The sequence below is a fragment of the Amycolatopsis sp. NPDC043887 genome (assembly GCF_056435665.1).
The window spans coordinates 239909-254843 of record NZ_JBWKEB010000002.1 but is presented as its reverse complement, the minus strand read 5'-3'; the positions used below and the strand labels follow the sequence as shown (position 1 = coordinate 254843).

The following is a 14935-nucleotide window of genomic DNA, read 5'->3' as shown; positions in this document are numbered from 1 at the left end:
GTCATCGCAGTCCGCCGCCACTGACGCGACCGTTCAGGTCGCCTGTCGAGAGGTCGGCGGATGCGTGTTCTCTGCCTTGTCACAGCGACGGCTTTGGCGCTGGTGACAGGTCCTGCCACTGCTTCGGGTGCTCAGGTCGTCCGGGTGACGTCGCTGAGCGCGTTGCAGTCCGCGATCGACAAGGCCGCTCCCGGCGACGAGATCCGGCTGGCCGACGGCAGCTATTCGGCGGGTTCGGCCATCGCGATCAAACGGTCGGGGACGGCGAACGCGCCGATCACGATCACCGCGGAACACGTCGGCAAGGCCGAGATCAAGGGATCGATGGGGTTCTCGTTCTCCTCCGGGGCCTCGCATGTCGTGCTGCGCGGGTTCAAGCTCCGGCACGGTGGATCGCTGAGCGTGCCGGTGGGCAGCACGCACAACCGGCTGACCAGGCTCGACGTCCGGCTCACCGGCGGCGGCAACTGGGTCACCCTCAACGGCGACGACACCGAGTTCGACCACAACGTGCTGCAGAACCGCACCACCCAAGGTGTCTTCCTCCAGGTGCTCGGCCCGGCGAAGGACATGGCGAAGCGGGTGCATGTGCACCACAACCACTTCTCCAACCACGGGTTCACCGGTGCGAACGGTGGCGAGTCGATCCGGTTCGGGCTGAGCCACCACCAGAAGTACAAGGCGGGCGGGATCGTCGAGTACAACCTGTTCGAGAAGGCCGACGGGGATTCCGAGGCGATTTCCGTGAAGTCGTCGGACAACGTCATCCGGTACAACACGATCCGCGACAGCCGCGGTTTCCTCGTGCTGCGCCACGGCGATCGCAGCGTGGTGGAGGGGAACATCCTGCTGGGCCGGTCCGGGATCCGCTTCCACGGCAACGACCACAAGATCGTCAACAACTACGTGCACACCACGGCGAACCGCGGGATCGTCTTCGGCTCGGGCAACGAGGCGGACAGCGGACCGGACAGCAAACTCCACGACCGGCCCGACCGGGTCGTGGTCGCGTACAACACCGTCGTCGGGACCACGGACGTCGTCCACGGCGACGGCGGTGACTTCAAACCCAAGGACTGCGTGCTCGCGAACAACGTCCTGCAGGGGACGGGAAAGCTCGTGACCATGCCGGGCGGTTCGGTCGTGAAGTACGAGGGGAACATCGCCTGGGGCGGGCCGGCGGGGATGCCGTCCGGGTACCGGTCGGTCGACCCGAAGCTGGTGCGGGACGGGTTGTACCGCCTGTCGTCCGGGAGCCCCGCGGTCGACGCCGGTGTCGGTTCCTACCCGTACGCGGGCACGGATTTCGATCTGCAGAAGCGATCCGGGAAGTACGACGTCGGGGCCGACGAGCTGCTGCCGGGCGGGGCGCGGAAGGCACTGACGAAGGCGGATGTCGGGCCGCTCGCCCCCTGACCCCGCTCCATACCGGTACCTCGCCCGCTTCACGCGCCGCGGGGGCGACCGTGGCGGCGGCGAAGGTAGCGAAGGCCTCCTTCCCTACCTTCAGGGTAGGTAAGGAGGCCTTCACGGACCGACCCCACGAGCCACTCACGAGGTGATACGAGGGCCGATGGGAGAATCGACGGCATGCCCGAACTCCCCGAGGTCGAGGTGGTCCGTGCCGGGCTCGAGGCGCATGTCTCCGGCCGGACGATCACCGAGGTCGAAGTTCTCCACGCCCGCGCGATCCGCCGCCACGAACTCGGCGCCGAGGACTTCAGCGGACGGCTTTCCGGGGTGAAGATCACCGCCGCCCGCCGACGCGGCAAGTATCTCTGGCTGGAGCTCTCCGACGGCCAGGCCATGCTCGCGCACCTCGGCATGAGCGGCCAGATGCTCGTCCAGCCCGAGGACGCACCCGACGAGAAGCACCTTCGCGTGCGGTTCCGCTTCGCCGACAACGGGCCGGAGTTGCGCTTCGTCGACCAGCGGACCTTCGGAGGGCTCGCGCTCGCGGAACTCACCGAAGTCGACGGGACGGCCTTGCCGGGCACCATCGCGCATATCGCCCGCGACCCGATGGATCCGCGGTTCGACCTCGATCAGGCCGTCCGCGCGCTGCGGTCGAGGCGGACCGAGCTCAAACGCGCCCTGCTCGACCAGACCCTCGTCTCCGGGATCGGCAACATCTACGCCGACGAGGCACTCTGGCGCTCCAAGCTCCACTGGGCCCGCCCGACCGACAGGCTCACCGCCGCCCATGGCCGCGCCGTGCTCACCGCCGCCAGCGACGTGATGGCCGAGGCGCTGGTCGCCGGCGGGACGTCGTTCGACGCGCTTTACGTCAACATCAACGGCGAGTCCGGCTACTTCGACAGGTCACTCGACGCCTACGGCCAGGAAGGACTGCCCTGTGGCCGGTGCGGGACGGCCATCCGGCGCGACCCCTTCATGAACCGGTCGTCGTTCTCCTGCCCGCGATGCCAGCCGAAGCCGCGCGCGAGGTGAAAACTGTCGTGTACGCCGTGGGCGTCGCGTCAACTAGCATGAACGGGCACGACATGTAGGGAGTGGGATGGTGGCCGCGACCGAGCCCGGTAAGACGACGCTCGCCGAGAAGATCGACAAGCTGTTCCAGATCGTGCTGAGACCCGATCGCGAGCCGTACAGCCACGAGGAGGTCGCCAAGGCCTGCCGCGAGGCGACCGGCGAGAGCTTCTCGACGACGTACCTGTGGCAATTGCGCACGGGGCGTCGCGACAATCCGACGAAACGCCATCTCGAGGCGCTCGCGCAGTTCTTCGGCGTCTCGCCCGCGTACTTCTTCGACGACGAGCAGAGCGCCAAGATCGCCGAGGAACTCGCGCTCCTCGGCGCCCTTCGCGACGCCGGTGTCCGCGACGTCGCGCTGCGGGCCGTAACGCTTTCCCCCGACGGACTCGACACCATCAGCGACATGATCGACGCGATCGCCCGCAGGGAATCCGGACGGGGCGGCCCGAAGAAGGAGTCGTGAGTGGACCGCCGTCGTAAGGAGTTGTGGCGCCGCTGCCGGAGTCTCGCCGACGGCGTCACCCTTCCCGAACCCTTCGACGCCGAGTCCTTCGTCGCGGACCTGGCGGCCGAACGCGGCCGCCCCATCGAATTGATGCAGGTCAGCGTTCCTTCCAGCGGCCCGTGCGGGCTGCTGATGAGCACGGAACGCGCGGACTACATCCTGTATCCGACCAACACCACCGCGCTGCACCGGCGGCACATCCTGCTGCACGAGGTCGGCCACCTCTTGTGCGGCCACGTCGGCTCGGACGCCGGGGCCGACGGGATCGTGCTCGACGCCGCCGCGGGAAAGACCCTCATGCCGAACCTGTCACCCGAACTCGTCCGCCGTGTCCTCGGCCGCACGAGCTACAGCGCCGTCGAGGAGCAGGAGGCCGAACTGCTCGCCAGCCTCCTCGCGCACCGTGTCGCGCGGACCGTGATGCGCGGCGCCGCGCGTCCCGACGAGAGCGGGAGCGATCTCGCCGGCGGGATGGCGAGGGTCGACGACCTCTTCGGCAGCCGGAAACGGCGCCTGCCGTGACCGAAACCATCGCGTACCTCTGCTGCGTGGTGGCTTTCGCGGGCTTCGGCTACAAGCTGATCCAGGCCCGCCACACCCAGCCGGCGCGGCGGATGTGGTTCCTCTCCGCCTTCGGGATGTGCATCGCGGGCGGCATCATGCTGCTCACCCCGGCCATGGAGAACGCCGTCGGCGTGGAAGAACCCATGGGCAGCCTCCTGAACCTCGGGGCGGACCTGCTCAAGATCGGCGCGATGGCGTTCGCGGTCGCGTTCGCGCGTTCGCTGAAACTGGGGGAGGGCAAGCGGATCGGGTGGCACGCGGTGCTTTCCTGGGCCGTGGTGGTCGCCGAAACCGCGCTCTTCTTCCTGTCCGACAGCTACCGGGTAGGCGACCACACCGCAGCCGGTCCGGGCAGGCTCGGCTGGTTCGTCGCGTACAACGTCCTTTTCCTCGTCTACGGCCTGATCAGCCTGCTGACCTTCTCCATCGTCTTCGCCCGTTTCGCGCGTCATGCCGATCCCGGTCCGCTTCGCATCGGGCTGTGGCTGCTCGTCGGTGGCGGGGTTTCCGCGCTGGGCTGGACATTCTGGGACGTCGACGACATCTACATCCTCGCCACCACCGATGCGGTCGACGCCGGTGAGGACACGTTCTCGGCGATCCTGGCGGCGCTGAGCGTCGGGCTCGCAGGGGCGGGCGCGACGCTCAGCGTGTGGGGGCCCGCGCTGGCCACGCCGTTCCGGCTGATCGGCGCGTACCGGACGTATCGCCGGATCGAACCGCTGTGGGCCGCGCTGCGCGAAGCCGTCCCGGGAATCGCGCTGGATCCAGGCCCCGGTATGCCGGGTGGCGTCGAATTCGCCTTGTACCGCAGGGTCATCGAGATCCGGGACGGCCATCTCGCGCTGCGGCCCTACTTCGATCCGGACGTCCCGCCGGTCGCGGAAGCCGAAGCACGCGAGGCGAAGGTCCCCGAAGCCCGGATCGCCGCGACGATCGAGGCCGCGGCCTTGGCCGCCGCGCTCGTCGCCGCCGAGGCGGGCCGCCGGTACGCCCCCGACGACGTTCCGGCGACCTACCTCGACGAGCCGGACATCGCCACCGAAGCGGCGTGGCTGGTGGAGGTCACGCGAGCCTGGCGGCGGTCCATTGTGGTCGGACGCATTCGCGAACGGACCCGGGAAACCCTTACGGTCTAAGCAATGATCGCGGTGACGGCGGCCGCCGCCGAGACCAGCGCGAGCCAGACCGGCGGGGCGACGTCCTTGATCCCGTCGCCCGCCCGCACGTGGGAGACCACCGCCCCGATCAGCAACGCCACCAGGCCGATCGCCGCCGCGACCCCGAGCGGCCGCCAGAAGAACCCGGCCACCAGACCCGCCGCCCCCGCGAGTTCGAGCGCGCCGATCCCCTGGATCGCCCGGACCGAGAAGCCGAGCCTCTCGGTCCGGGAGACCAACGCCGGCTGACGCAGGACCTTCGCCACCCCCAGTACGGCGAAGATCGCGGCCAGCAGCACCGACAGCACCACATGAGTCACGGCCATTACGGAACTCCTTGGTGTTGAAGGACTTCAGACGGTGACGCGGCGCATCGTCGCGAACCCGCCCGCCCCGGCGAGGCAGACCAGCAGCGCGATCACCCCGGTCACGCCGCCGACGGTCAGCGTGCTGAAGAACGTGCCGAGTTTCGGCCAGGAATCGGTCCAGCTGAGCAGCAGCACCCCGCCTACCAGTATCAGGACCTGCGCGGCGGTGAACAGGGTCACGCCCAGGACCGCGGCGCGCCGGTAGATCAGGCCGTACCACATGCCGTAGACGAACATCAGCGTCAGCAGCACGAACGACGTGAGCAGGGTCAGGTACCAGGAACCGTCGAGCAGCCAGGGCACCCGGAAGTAGTTGAGGCCGAGTCCCCAGCCGCCGGTCGCGTTCTCGATCGCCTGGAACACGACGATCCCCACCGCGTACAGCGCGGACAGCCCGGCGACCAGGAGGATCGTGCCCAGATAGTACGACCGCCTCGACACGCCCAGCGCGAGCCCGAACGGCAGCGACTTCGTCATGCTCAAGGCACCGCAGACGAACATGAACACGTACAGCGTGAACAGGCCGCCGGAGTAGTTCTCCTCGGGTGTCTCGGGGATCACCGCGAAGATGGTGAGATTCACCAGGAACGCGAAGAACGTGACGCCGACCGGGAGGACCAGGAACTGGAGCCGGTCCACCAGGTGGTAGCGCGCGACGTTGACCAGGGTGTTCATGCGGACGCCTCCTCTGCGGCCTGTCCGTTGGAGGTGTGCACCATCAGTTGCTGCAAGGAAAGCGGCTCGAGTTTCAGGTGCAGGGCCGTCGCCTTCGCCTTCGAAGCGGCGTCGAGCGCGTCGGCGACGGTGACCGAAGCCCGCGAACCGATCTTGCGGCGGTGCAACACCCGGCGCCCGGTGACGAAGTCGTCCACCGCGAGGGCGGGACCCGAGACCGTGACGGCCGAGCCGCGCAGTTCGTCGGCCGCCGCGTCGAGGACGACGCGGCCCTTGTCGATCATCACCACGTGCTCCAGCAGATCGGCCACTTCGTCGATCAGGTGCGTGGAGAGCAGGATCGTGCGCGGATGGGCCGAGTAGTCGTCGAGCAACCGGTCGTAGAACAGTTGGCGCGCGACGGCGTCGAGACCCGCGTACGGCTCGTCGAGCAGCGTGAGTTCCGCTCGCGCCGCGAGTCCGATCGTGATGGACAGCGCCGAGCGCATCCCTCGCGAGAGCTTCTTGATCGGGCGCTTCGTCGGCAGGTCGAAATCGCGGAGCAGCGTGTCGGCGAGTTCCGCGTCCCAGTTCGGATAGAACCACGACGCGGCCGAAAGCGCGTGCCGCACCTTGAAATCCGGGAACTGCTGGTCTTCGCGGACGAGCACCAGGCGCTTCAGCACCCGCTCGTTTTCCACCGGGCTCTCGCCGAACACGCGGACCGAGCCCGCGGTGGCGAACTCCTGCGCGGTGACGATGCGCAGGAAGGTGCTCTTGCCCGCGCCGTTGCGGCCCAGCAGGCCGGTGATCTTGCCTTCTTCGATGTCGACCGAGACATCGCCGAGCGCGAGATGGTCGCCGTAGCGCCGGGTCAGGCCGGTGGTCGAAATGGTCGGCGTCATGCGGCGGGTCCTCCGTTCCGGTGTCCGTTCCCGCGGATGAGCGAGATCAGGGTTTCGTCGTCGATGCCGAGGCGTCGCGCTTCGCTGAGCATCGGGTCGAGGTACTGCTCGGCGAACCGTTGCCGCCGGTCGGTGAGCAGCTTCTGCCGCGCCCCGGCGGCGACGAACATGCCGATACCGCGCCGCTTTTCGAGCAGGCCGTCATCGGCGAGCACGTTGATCCCCTTGGCCGCCGTCGCCGGATTGATCCGGTAGAAGGCGGCGAGTTCGTTGGTTGACGGCACGCGTTCCCCCTCGGCCAGGCTTCCCTCGGCGATGTCGTCGGCGATCTGTTCGGCGATCTGCACGAACAGGGGTGTTCCTTCGTCGAGCACGACACCTCCGTCCCCAGTCTTCGAGCACCTCATTGGTGCGGTGGTTCATTACTGGACTAAGTAACCCATGGACCACCCCTTCGACGCAAGTCGCCTCCGCCGTGCGCACTACTGTGCAATGCGTGGTACCTTCTGTTGCGTAAGACTGGGAGGGACGCGACTGTGGAGATCAGTCAGCTACTAAAAGGCGTGCTGGACCTCGCCGTTCTCGCGGTGCTTCGCGGAGAGGACGGCTACGGCTACGACGTGCTTCGAAGACTTCGCATCGCGGGGTTGCAGGAAGTGGGCGACGCTTCGGTGTACGGGACTCTTCGGCGCCTGTACAAGGCAGGCCTGCTGACGTCCTATGTGGTGCCGAGCGAGGAAGGCCCGCACCGCAAGTACTACAGCCTCAACGAGCCGGGTCGCCAGCGGCTCGAAGAGTCGGGGCAGACCTGGCGCACTTTCGCCACGACGATGAACAGCCTGTTGGGAGAGGCAGTATGAGCACGCAGAATCCGACCGCCGTGCGGGTGTATCTGGCGAGGGTCAGGAGCGCGCTCGCCGACCTGCCGGAGAGTGAAGTCGAGGAGATCCTTGAAGACGTCCGGCCTCATCTCGCCGAGATGGAGGCGGAACTGGGGGACAATCCCAAGGTCGAAGCCTTGATCGAGCGTCTTGGCAGCCCGGAGAGCTACGCCGCCGAGCTGCGGGCGTCCGGTGGCTACCCGCCGCGTCCGCCCGACGCGGGCGGCAAAACCACCGTGCTGAAGGCGAAGACCGGGATCGGCGGAGCGCGGTTCGCGTTCTGGGGCCTGCTGTTCTCGGTCTGCGGCTTCGCGTTGTTCGGCTTCGCGGCCGCGGTGTGGGTCCGGGTGGATCCGTTGCTGGGCCTGCTTTTCGTCGCGCCCGTGCTCGCGATCAGCGTCGCCTACGTGGTCCGCAACGGCGTCGCCCCCATCGCGGAACTGCCTGAAGTGGCCAAGCTCCGCGAGATCGCGAACTCGTTCCAGAACGACCGGAACAGCAAGGGGCTCACCTACTTCCGCATGCTCAAGCCGGCGTGGTGGCTACTGTGCGCGGCGGTACTGGTCATCTTCGGCTTGTTGCTCGTGCTCCGCGACACCGAAGCCGTGCTGCTCATGCCGCTGATGCTGTTGGCGGCCGTGGCGGTGGTCTGGGCAGGCTCGAAGCTGAAGACCGACCGGCGGCTGCTGTGGCTGGCCGTGCCGATTTCGGCGTTCGTCGTCGGCAGCATGCTCGGCGGTGCGGGCGCGGCGGTCGACCTGATCGCGAAGCGGTCCTACGGTGGCGGCTCCTACAACAGCGGTTACACGCCCAACTACAACGACAACTATGGCAATCCGCAGTTGATGTACGGCAGCCAGGAGGTGGAGAACATCTACGCGTTCGACGCCGAGGGCAAACCGCTGACCGAGATCTACCTCTACGACGAGGACGGCCGTCCGCTCAGCACGACCAGGTACGCCTGTGAGCGCAGCACGGGCGAGAAGCGGAAGGCCGGCGACGACAACCGCTACCCGCGTCCGCGGGTCGAGCGAGGAGTCCGGGACAGCGAAGGAAACCTCGACGGCTACAACGGTTCGCACGGTTACTGTCTGGAAAGGACGGACGTGCCCTTCAGCGCGGCGATCCCCAAGGCCGTGCCGGTGCCGCCGACTTCTCAGGCCGCTCCGCCGTCGTCCACCTCGGTGGCGCCGCCGTCGAACTCCACCCAGCCGACGCGCTAGGTGGCCCGGGTGGAGGCGGACGCCGGGGGCCGCCTCCACCCGATTTCTCCCGCGTTTCGTCCTCTGAATGCGGTAGTTCGCGTTGCCAACCACCGCATTCAGAGGACGAAACGCGGATGCGAGACGCCCCGTAGCGGATGACAGGAAAGGGTCGTTCAGGACGAAAAACGTCCTGAACGACCCTTTCATGACACATCAGGCGGGGGGCTCAGTGGTTGAACGCGCTCCTGGCGGCCAGGTCGGCCAGCAGGGCGCGGCCCTTCTCGGCGTTGCGCGGCTGGGCCAGCACGTCGTAACGCCGGGCGACCAGCTGGCTCTGCGAGATGAACCCGCGCTTGTTCTTCGAAGCCGCGTATCCCAGCGCGCCGAACAGCAGGTTGAATCCGATACCGCCGACGAGGCCGACGAGGATCGGCACCAGCCCGGCGCCCGGGTTCAGCAGGCTCAGCACGAGGCCGAGGAACATACCGAACATCGCGCCCGACAGCGCCGAGCTGGTCAGCACCTTGCTCCAGCCCATCCGTCCGGCGATCCGCTCGACCAGGACCGGCTCGACACCGACGATCGTGACGTCCGTGATCGGGAAGTCCGTTCCCGCGAGGTGGTCGACGGCACGCTGCGCTTCGGAGTACGACTCGTACGAGCCGATCGGCCACCCACTGGGCATCGTCGGGAGCTGAGCCCGCCCCTGGGGCTCGGTGAACGTGGTCTGCTGCGTGAATGCCTGTGTCATTCCTTCTCACCTCTCTTGATCCGTACAACGTCCCGGATGCGCGGATCTCCTCCCGGTGCGGCGGGATTCACAGCATCTTCTCAGCCGGGCATCGCAGACAATCCGCCCAGGGATCAACTACGGTGAGCAATGGGTAACCAAACAGACCATTGATCGAGTTGACCATGGTGGGCCGACCCGGTAGGAAGAAGCCGCAAAGGTACCGCTTCGAACCTTTAGGTGAGGCTGATGGCGAACAGGCGCGGCATGCTCACGCTGGATCGGCTCCGGGAACTGGTCGAGGACGGCACCGTCGACACGGTGCTGGTGGCGATCACCGATATGCAGGGCAGGCTGCAGGGCAAACGCTGCGCCGCCGAGTACTTCCTCAACGAGGTCGTCGAGCACGCCACCGAAGCGTGCAACTACCTGCTCGCGGTCGACGTGGACATGAACACCGTCGACGGCTACGCGATGTCGTCCTGGGAGACCGGCTACGGCGACTTCGTCATGCGCCCGGACTTCGGCACGCTGCGCCTGCTTCCGTGGCAGGAGGGCACCGCGCTCGTCCTCGCCGACCTCGAACGGGTGGAGGGGGGCGCCGTGGCCCCTTCGCCGCGCCAGATCCTGCGCGGTCAGCTCGACCGGCTCGCCGCACGAGGTCTCGCCGCGTACGTCGGGACCGAACTGGAGTTCATCGTCTTCGACGACACCTACGAATCGGCCTGGGACAAGCGGTACCAGGACCTGCGGCCGGCCAATCAGTACAACGTCGACTATTCGATGCTCGGCACCGCGCGGATCGAGCCGCTGCTGCGTCGTATCCGCAACGACATGGGCGGAGCGGGCCTGTACGTCGAGTCCGCCAAGGGCGAGTGCAACCCCGGCCAGCACGAGATCGCGTTCCGTTACGCCGACGCGCTGACCACCTGCGACAACCACAGCGTCTACAAGACCGGCTCCAAGGAGATCGCCGCGCAGGAGGGGAAGAGTCTCACGTTCATGGCGAAGTACAACGAACGCGAGGGCAACTCGTGCCACATCCACATCAGCCTGCGCTCCGCCGAGGGCGAGCCCGTCCTGGCGGGTGACGGTCCCGGCGGGTTCTCGCCGCTGATGGAGCACTTCCTCGCCGGCCAGCTCGCCGGGCTGCGTGAGCTGACCTGCTTCTTCGCCCCGAACATCAACTCCTACAAGCGGTTCGTCCCCGGCAGTTTCGCGCCGACGGCCGTCGCGTGGGGCACCGACAACCGCACGTGCGCGCTCCGCGTCGTCGGGCACGGCGACTCGCTGCGCACCGAGAACCGAGTCCCGGGCGGCGACGTCAACCCGTACCTCGCGGTGGCCGCGTTGATCGCGGCAGGTTTGCACGGCATCGAGAACGGACTGGAGCTGGAGCCGGAGTTCCACGGCAACGCCTACGGTTCCGGCAAGCCGACCGTGCCGACGACCCTGCGGGAAGCCGCGGCGCTGTTGGACGAGAGCGAGCTTGCCAGGACCGCGTTCGGGGACGAGGTCGTCGACCACTACCTGAACGCGGCGAAGGTCGAACTGACCGCGTACGACGCCGCCGTCACCGACTGGGAGCGGATCCGTGGCTTCGAACGTCTCTGAGCCCCTGATCGGGCTCACTTCCTATCTGGAGCCCGCGAAGTTCCTCGTCTGGGAGACCGAAGCCGCCCTGCTGCACCGGGTCTACGTCGACGGGATCGTCGCGGCGGGCGGCGTCCCGGTCCTGCTGCCGCCGGTGAGCGGGGCACACGATCGGCTGATCTCCGCCGTGGACGGACTCGTGCTGGCCGGCGGCGCCGACGTCGACCCTGCGCGCTACGGCCAGGAGCAGCACGCGACGACGTACACGAGGCCGAACCGGGACGCCTTCGAGTTCGGCCTGCTGCGGTCCGCTTTGGACGCGGGAAAACCGGTGCTGGGTGTGTGCCGCGGGCTGCAGGTGCTCAGCGTCGCGCTGGGCGGCACGCTCGCGCAGCATCTACCGGACACTTTGGACAGTGCGGATCACCAGCCCGCGCCGGGGACCTTCGGCACCACTACGGTGAGCCTCGCCGAGGGCAGCCGCGTCGCCTCGATCCTCGGCGCCGAGACCAGGGTGCCGTGTTACCACCATCAGGCGATCGACAAGCTCGGCGACGGGCTGGTCCCGGTCGGCTGGGCCGCCGACGGGACCATCGAGGCGGCCGAGCTGCCCGGCGGCGGGTTCGTCCTCGGCGTCCAATGGCATCCCGAACAGAACCCCGACGACATCAGGCTTTTCGAGGCGCTGGTGAAAGCTGCGAAGGAGCACGCATGACCACGTTCGAGGTGATCAACCCAGCCACCGAAGAGGTGGTGAGGTCGGTCGAGCTGACCTCGGCGGAGGAGACCGGCGCGGCGATCGCCCGCGCGCACGCGGCGTTCCCCACCTGGCGCGCCGTGGCCCCCGGCGACCGGGCGCGGCTGCTGCGCCGGTTCGCCGACGCCGTCGACGCCGACATCGAGAACCTCGCCGCGCTGGAGGTCGCCAACGCGGGCCACACGATCGGCAACGCGCGCTGGGAAGCGGGCAACGTCCGCGATGTGCTGACGTACTACTCGGCTTCGCCCGAACGGTTGAGCGGCAAGCAGATCCCGGTACCCGGCGGGGTGAACATGACGTTCCACGAGCCGCTCGGCGTCGTCGGGGTCATCGTGCCGTGGAACTTCCCGATGCCCATCGCGGGCTGGGGGTTCGCGCCCGCGCTCGCCGCCGGGAACACCGTCGTGCTGAAGCCCGCCGAGCTCACCCCGCTGACCGCGATCCGCCTCGGCGAACTCGCCCGTGAGTCGGGGATCCCCGAAGACGTCTTCCAGGTGCTTCCCGGCAAGGGATCGGTGGTGGGGCAGCGGTTCGTGGACCACCCGGCGGTGCGGAAGGTGGTGTTCACCGGCTCGACCGAGGTCGGCAAGCAGATCATGGCGGGCTGTGCCGCGCGGGTGAAGCGGGTGACGCTGGAACTGGGCGGCAAGAACGCGAACATCGTCTTCGCCGACGCAGACCTGGAGAAGGCCGCGGCCACCGCGCCGTACGGCGTCTTCGACAACGCCGGGCAGGACTGTTGCGCGCGGTCGCTGATCCTGGTGCAGTCGAGCGTGTACGAGAAGTTCATGGAGCTGCTGGAACCCGCGGTGAACGGCGTCGTCGTGGGGGATCCGCGGCTGGAAGTGACCGAGATGGGCCCGCTGATCTCGGCGGGACACCACGCGAAGGTGTCGTCCTATGTGGACGACGCGGCGCCGGTCGCCTTCCGGGGCAACGCGCCCGTCGGACCCGGATACTGGTTCGCGCCGACCGTCGTCACCCCGCCGGACCTGCGGCATCCGCTGGCGTCGGACGAGATCTTCGGCCCGGTCGTCGCCGTGGTCCCGTTCGCCGACGAGACGGACGCGGTGACCATGGCCAACCACACCGAGTACGGGCTGTCCGGCTCGATCTGGACCCGCGACGTCGGCCGGGCCTTCCGCGTCGCGCGCGGCGTCGAAGCCGGGAACCTGTCGGTCAACTCGCATTCGTCCGTCCGGTACTGGACGCCGTTCGGCGGGTTCAAGCAGTCCGGGCTGGGCCGCGAACTGGGCCCCGACGCCGTCGATGCCTTCACCGAGACCAAGAACGTCTTCATCAACACAGAGTGAGCCGGTCTCTTTTCGTATCAAGACCATCAGCACGGAGGAATAGGCATGGTTCAGCGTTTCGAAGGCCGCGTCGCGGTCATCACCGGCGGGAGCAGCGGCATCGGCCTCGCCACGGCGCGGCGGCTGGCGAGCGAGGGCGCGAAGGTCGTCATCGGCGACATCTCCGCCGGGACGGGCAAAGCCGCGGCCGACGAGGTCGGCGGCCTGTTCGTGCAGGCCGACGTCACCGACGCCGAGCAGGTCGAGGCCCTGTTCCAGACCACTGTGGACACTTTCGGCTCGGTCGACGTCGCGTTCAACAACGCGGGCATCTCCCCGCCCGAGGACGACTCGATCCTCACCACGGGCATCGACGCGTGGGAGAAGGTGCAGAAGGTCAACCTGACCTCGGTCTACCTGTGCTGCAAGGCCGTGCTGCCGCATATGCGGCGGCAGGGCAAGGGCTCGATCGTCAACACGGCGTCGTTCGTCGCGGTCATGGGCGCGGCGACGTCGCAGATCTCCTACACCGCGTCCAAGGGCGGGGTGCTGGCGATGAGCCGGGAACTGGGCGTGCAGTTCGCGCGGGAGAACATCCGGGTGAACGCGCTGTGCCCGGGACCGGTGAACACGCCGCTGCTGAAGGAACTGTTCGCGAAAGACCCCGAGCGGGCCGCGCGGCGGCTGGTGCACGTGCCGGTCGGGCGGTTCGCGGAGCCGGAGGAGATCGCGGCGGCCGTCGCGTTCCTGGCGAGCGACGACGCCTCGTTCATCACGGCTTCGCAGTTCCTGGTGGACGGCGGCATCTCCGGCGCCTACGTCACGCCCCTCTGACCGCCACGCATTTAGTCCTCTAAATGCGCGCCGTTGGGTCGCGATGTCCGTGAAGGCCTCCTTCCCTACCTTGAGAGTAGGGAAGGAGGCCTTCACGGACTTGGGCCCGGCGCGAACCGTGGCTGTACTTCCGGCCGCCGTCACTCGTCCCGGTGGCCGGGATGGCGACCCGCTGACCTGCGCTGTAGTCCTGAGACGCGGGACCACCCGGTTCCGCGATCCGAGAAGCGCGGGAGGCCCCAGAATGACCCGGCAGATGAGCACCGCCATGCGTGACTGCATCGACCTGTGCAACGAGTGCCACGTCAGGTGCGAGGAGATGATGACGCGCTGCATGGAGATGGGCGGCGCGAAGCTCGGCATGATGATGGTGACCTGCGCGGACATGTCCCGCATGTGCGCCGACATGATGATGCGCTGCTCCGCCATGGTCGCCGACCTCGAGATGATGCGCATGTGCGCGAAGATGTGCGGCCTCGCCTCCCAGATGATGCGCATGTGCGCCGAGGAGTGCGCCAAGACCGGCGACGCCGAGCTCGCCGACGCCGCCGACATGATGATGCGGTGCGCCGAGCTCTGCGGCACGATCACCGCCGAGATGATGATGGAGAACGCGTAACTCGCGTGCTCAGGCACGTAACTCGCGTGCTTGGAGGCGGAACTCACGAGTTACGTCTCCAAGCACGCGAGTTCCGGCTCCAAGCACGCGAGTGCGGCTCAAGTGACGTGCTCGGCTGGAAGTAGACGCGCGCTGAACACGCCAGGTACGGTGTGCGCACAACTTCAGACAGGGCCGTCGAGCTGGAGCGGGAGAGCCCCCACGAACGTGGTGGGGCACCGAAGGAGCAAACTCCCCGGAATCTCTCAGGTACCCACTACCGCTTCACGCGAGGCCACTCTGGAAAGCAGGCGCGCAAGTGCGTCTCACCCAAGGTGAAAGCCACCCTGAACGGTGGTGAAACTCTCAGGTGCCATGACAGAGGGGGAG

General features: G+C 67.8%; 17 protein-coding genes and 1 riboswitch. Of the genes, 12 read left to right on the top strand and 5 right to left on the bottom strand.

Annotation, left to right across the window (positions count from 1 at the left end):
* Positions 1 to 60: 60 nt before the first annotated feature.
* From AC069H_RS06335 to AC069H_RS06315, 5 genes are all read left to right on the top strand, one after another.
* Entirely contained in the window at positions 61 to 1416 is a 1356-nt protein-coding gene (locus AC069H_RS06335; protein ID WP_478231565.1) for a polysaccharide lyase 6 family protein, read from the top strand.
* Positions 1417 to 1590: 174 nt separating this feature from the next.
* Complete coding sequence (gene mutM / locus AC069H_RS06330; protein ID WP_478231564.1) at positions 1591 to 2451, top strand: bifunctional DNA-formamidopyrimidine glycosylase/DNA-(apurinic or apyrimidinic site) lyase; 861 nt, start codon at positions 1591 to 1593, stop codon at positions 2449 to 2451.
* 67 nt (positions 2452 to 2518) lie between these two features.
* Entirely contained in the window at positions 2519 to 2959 is a 441-nt protein-coding gene (locus tag AC069H_RS06325; protein WP_034323476.1) for a helix-turn-helix domain-containing protein, read from the top strand.
* Positions 2960 to 3523: a hypothetical protein gene (locus AC069H_RS06320; RefSeq protein ID WP_340683366.1), complete on the top strand. Its 564-nt coding sequence runs from the start codon at positions 2960 to 2962 to the stop codon at positions 3521 to 3523. It begins immediately after the preceding gene.
* Positions 3520 to 4704 carry an MAB_1171c family putative transporter gene (locus AC069H_RS06315; protein ID WP_478231563.1) on the top strand — a complete coding sequence of 395 codons (1185 nt, stop codon included), beginning with the start codon at positions 3520 to 3522 and terminating at the stop codon, positions 4702 to 4704. Before AC069H_RS06320 ends, AC069H_RS06315 begins: the two co-directional genes overlap by 4 nt.
* On the opposite strand, the gene AC069H_RS06310 is transcribed toward AC069H_RS06315, so the two are convergent.
* The 4 genes from AC069H_RS06310 to AC069H_RS06295 are packed head-to-tail and all read right to left on the bottom strand — an operon-like array spanning position 4701 to position 7026.
* Positions 4701 to 5051 carry a DoxX family protein gene (locus AC069H_RS06310; protein ID WP_478231562.1) on the bottom strand — a complete coding sequence of 117 codons (351 nt, stop codon included), beginning with the start codon at positions 5049 to 5051 and terminating at the stop codon, positions 4701 to 4703. The two genes, AC069H_RS06315 and AC069H_RS06310, sit on opposite strands and share 4 nt — an antisense overlap.
* Before the next feature lie 27 nt (positions 5052 to 5078).
* Positions 5079 to 5768: an ABC transporter permease gene (locus AC069H_RS06305; RefSeq protein ID WP_340683363.1), complete on the bottom strand. Its 690-nt coding sequence runs from the start codon at positions 5766 to 5768 to the stop codon at positions 5079 to 5081.
* On the bottom strand, positions 5765 to 6652 hold the full coding sequence (locus tag AC069H_RS06300) for an ABC transporter ATP-binding protein (protein ID WP_478225716.1): 888 nt from the start codon (positions 6650 to 6652) through the stop codon (positions 5765 to 5767). Before AC069H_RS06300 ends, AC069H_RS06305 begins: the two co-directional genes overlap by 4 nt.
* Positions 6649 to 7026, bottom strand: coding sequence for a GntR family transcriptional regulator (locus tag AC069H_RS06295; RefSeq protein WP_034323460.1), 378 nt, complete (start codon positions 7024 to 7026; stop codon positions 6649 to 6651). The genes AC069H_RS06300 and AC069H_RS06295 overlap by 4 nt, the downstream gene beginning before the upstream one ends.
* Before the next feature lie 162 nt (positions 7027 to 7188).
* Between AC069H_RS06295 and AC069H_RS06290 the strand changes: the two genes are divergently transcribed.
* Together AC069H_RS06290 and AC069H_RS06285 are read left to right on the top strand one after the other, a co-directional pair.
* Positions 7189 to 7512, top strand: a complete 324-nt coding sequence (locus tag AC069H_RS06290) for a PadR family transcriptional regulator (RefSeq protein WP_478225715.1) — start codon at positions 7189 to 7191, stop codon at positions 7510 to 7512.
* Positions 7509 to 8756: a DUF1700 domain-containing protein gene (locus AC069H_RS06285; protein ID WP_478225714.1), complete on the top strand. Its 1248-nt coding sequence runs from the start codon at positions 7509 to 7511 to the stop codon at positions 8754 to 8756. The genes AC069H_RS06290 and AC069H_RS06285 overlap by 4 nt, the downstream gene beginning before the upstream one ends.
* Positions 8757 to 8964: 208 nt before the next feature.
* On the opposite strand, the gene AC069H_RS06280 is transcribed toward AC069H_RS06285, so the two are convergent.
* On the bottom strand, positions 8965 to 9489 hold the full coding sequence (locus AC069H_RS06280; protein ID WP_034323444.1) for a YflT domain-containing protein: 525 nt from the start codon (positions 9487 to 9489) through the stop codon (positions 8965 to 8967).
* A 228-nt stretch (positions 9490 to 9717) separates the two neighbouring features.
* Here AC069H_RS06280 and AC069H_RS06275 point away from each other — a divergent pair, with 228 nt between their 5' ends.
* The 5 genes from AC069H_RS06275 to AC069H_RS06255 all read left to right on the top strand — a co-directional run bounded on the left by AC069H_RS06275 (position 9718) and on the right by AC069H_RS06255 (position 14566).
* Positions 9718 to 11082, top strand: a complete 1365-nt coding sequence (locus AC069H_RS06275; RefSeq protein WP_478231561.1) for a glutamine synthetase family protein — start codon at positions 9718 to 9720, stop codon at positions 11080 to 11082.
* A complete protein-coding gene (locus AC069H_RS06270; protein WP_478231560.1) occupies positions 11063 to 11776 on the top strand; it encodes a gamma-glutamyl-gamma-aminobutyrate hydrolase family protein in 714 nt (237 codons plus the stop codon). Before AC069H_RS06275 ends, AC069H_RS06270 begins: the two co-directional genes overlap by 20 nt.
* Positions 11773 to 13134: an aldehyde dehydrogenase family protein gene (locus AC069H_RS06265; RefSeq protein WP_478231559.1), complete on the top strand. Its 1362-nt coding sequence runs from the start codon at positions 11773 to 11775 to the stop codon at positions 13132 to 13134. The genes AC069H_RS06270 and AC069H_RS06265 overlap by 4 nt, the downstream gene beginning before the upstream one ends.
* A 45-nt stretch (positions 13135 to 13179) precedes the next feature.
* Positions 13180 to 13947: a 3-oxoacyl-ACP reductase gene (locus AC069H_RS06260; protein ID WP_478231558.1), complete on the top strand. Its 768-nt coding sequence runs from the start codon at positions 13180 to 13182 to the stop codon at positions 13945 to 13947.
* A gap of 244 nt (positions 13948 to 14191) precedes the next feature.
* Positions 14192 to 14566: a four-helix bundle copper-binding protein gene (locus tag AC069H_RS06255; RefSeq protein ID WP_395880584.1), complete on the top strand. Its 375-nt coding sequence runs from the start codon at positions 14192 to 14194 to the stop codon at positions 14564 to 14566.
* A gap of 178 nt (positions 14567 to 14744) precedes the next feature.
* A riboswitch (glycine riboswitch) is annotated at positions 14745 to 14838 on the top strand.
* Positions 14839 to 14935 lie beyond the last annotated feature (97 nt).